Origin of the sequence: Lelliottia sp. RWM.1, assembly GCF_016859735.1 — a bacterium.
In the GTDB taxonomy this organism is placed as follows: Bacteria; Pseudomonadota; Gammaproteobacteria; order Enterobacterales; family Enterobacteriaceae; genus Enterobacter.
Genome location: NZ_WLVC01000111.1, coordinates 1 through 2,485 on the forward strand (window position 1 = coordinate 1; position 2,485 = coordinate 2,485).

Sequence of the window (2,485 nt, forward strand, 5' to 3'; positions counted from 1 at the left end):
CAGGCCCTGCATGCGGCGATGCTGGAGCAGAAGTTTGGTCAGGTGAAGGGCAATATCCAGCGCACCGCGCCGCAGGTAATCGCCCTGCAACAGGCGGAAGGTGATGCCCGTGTGGCGGACAACCAGACCCGCACCGCAGGCCAGACGCAGGCCCTGCATGCTGCGATGCTGGAGCAGAAGTTCGGTCAGGTGAAGGGCAATATCCAGCGCACCGCGCCGCAGGTAACCGCCCTGCAACAGGCCGAAGGCGATGCCCGTGTGGTGAGCAATCAGCAGCGTACTCTTGCGCAGTCGCAAGCACTTACCGATTCGAAAGCCAATGCAGTAGACGTTACAAAAAACAATACATTGAATACCCTGTCAGCCAGTGTGACACGTGCAGAAGCCAAAGGGGAGGAGGCTCAATCACGTGCGGATATTGCGTATGCCCACGCGGAAGAAAATGAGAACGCTATCCAGGCTACCAACCATCGCGTAGCAGAAAACAGTGCCAATATTGCCGCTGAGGAAGAGCAGATCACAACGTTGAAATCCGATACGGACAAGAATTTCAGTAAAATGAATAACCGGATTGACGAAAACCGCCAGCGCGCTTCTGCTGCTATCTCAGGCGTGGCTGCAATGGCAAATATCCCTCAGGTTATTCAGGGGCAGACGTTTAGCATTGGTGCTGGCGTAGGCTCGACGGATGGAGAAAGTGCTGCGGCTGTGGGGTTCTCTGCCCGTGCCGGAGAACGCGTTATTGTCAAAGCATCGGTATCAGATGATACGCAGCAGAATTTTGTGATTGGAGGTGGTGTGAGTTACGGCTGGTAATATGGCCATCATTTTACGGATAACATCATCCAGTAAAAAGTCGGTGAGTATATTGATTCACCGGCTTTTCGTCATTAAATGAATGTAGGTGTGATAATTAATCTGGCGCACCAAGGTGGCATTCAATCAATATCCCCCGCTGTACCAGAATCAGACCTTTCTTTTCCAGTTCTGCGACAGTTTTATGGACCGCACTTCGTGATATATTACTTCTTTGTAAAATATAAGAAAAAATAGATGTTCTTTCCCTTTGAGCGGGTCTTAATGTCCAAATGTATTTTATATGCTCAATGATGATGTGACTTATTTTGGGTTGGTTTAATCTGCTCTCTCTTCGGGAAAGTGAGTTGAGGTAGCGCAATAAACCATCATATGCATTGGGCCACAAGTTCTGCTCATCAAAAAGAGAAATGGCGTCATCTGTTTTTAATGTATAAATGTCAACATCCGTGTGGCAGCGAAGATGCCCCATGATGTTCACCCCTCTTATCTTTTCAAGACCAATGATTTCGGGTGCAAAGATGTTAAATAATAGTAACCCATGGTGATCTTCTGGGTGTATGGAGACATTACCCTTTGCTACATAATAAATGACATCTGTGTTGTGTGTATTGATTCGCTGGTTTTTTTCATAGGTCAATAACACTGATTTTTCTGAATTTATTATGGCTGAACCAAGTGCGGCTATAGATTTTTCAATTGATATATTATCCATAAGTATGCCACCTCCGCATTTCAATGAATAAAAGTATTATAAACAGAGTATGACGCAGTATCTCATTTTTCTTTCCCTGAGGTGTTATGGTTTTTAAGTGTAATACTGCATCTGGCTTACGCCCGGCATACGGGGTCTACTTTTTCTTTTATTGTTAACGCAAGGAAATACCTATGTCCCGTAAATACCTGCTTGTGCATGGCGCCTGGCAAGGGCAATGGGCCTAGAAGGCTGGTGTCCCTGTAATTGGTGGGATAGGTGATTGATTTTGTTGGGTATTTTGATTTTTTGCGCGAAGGGGAAGGCGCAAAATGAGTGGCGATGATGTTGATATGGAAGGGGTTTTTATATCTTATTGATTTTTTAAGTTGATTGTTGGGAGCGGGATTTTCTGTGCTGGTTTAAGCTCTGGTGGACGTTATAGGCTTGTCGTTCGTTTCCGGAAGTGAGCGTTTCTGTCGGATAATTCACACTCTTGAATTTTCCAGACTGTAGACTAGGCATACTTAATACACACTAGCAACTGAAGGCGATACAGGTATGCTCATCGTAAAATGCGCGGTCAGATAGCTGACAAGCTCACACTTATCGCTGGTTTTAAAGCTTTTTTTCGATGACGACTTCAGCTCCCGGCCTTCCAAGCTCAGGTCGACAAACATCAGCTTCAAGCGACAATTCTCGTCTTCAAGATCTTTTATCTTATTGATATCAGCGTCTTCTATCACACCATATTTCGCCTTCTAGTTAAAGTAGCTGGCTTCAGATATAGCGCCTCACAGCGGACATCCTTTACGGTTCGCCTCGCTTCGACGGACTTCAGAACGGCGATAATCTGGTGTTCAGTGAATCGGATTTTACGCATAGCGATCTCCCCAGGGTGAATCGCCACAGATAATCTAGACACTTCCGAGCCGCTGATAATATTGTTTTTCGTATTCAGTTGGTGGCATATGA

General features: G+C 45.9%; 2 protein-coding genes and 1 pseudogene. 1 reads left to right on the forward strand and 2 read right to left on the reverse strand.

From position 1 onward, the window contains the following. Positions 1-816 (forward strand): YadA C-terminal domain-containing protein (locus GF617_RS26690; protein WP_203452768.1); only part of this gene is annotated, 816 nt, incomplete at its 5' end. Between the two features lie 97 nt (positions 817-913). Here the strand turns inward: GF617_RS26690 and GF617_RS26695 are convergent. Together GF617_RS26695 and GF617_RS27350 are read right to left on the reverse strand one after the other, a co-directional pair. After that, the gene (locus tag GF617_RS26695; protein WP_203452769.1) at positions 914-1,531 is read right to left on the reverse strand and encodes a helix-turn-helix domain-containing protein; all 618 of its coding nucleotides are present in this window, start codon (positions 1,529-1,531) and stop codon (positions 914-916) included. A gap of 539 nt (positions 1,532-2,070) precedes the next feature. Further along, positions 2,071-2,393 (reverse strand): annotated as a pseudogene (locus GF617_RS27350) (transposase); the annotation flags it as partial. Positions 2,394-2,485 lie beyond the last annotated feature (92 nt).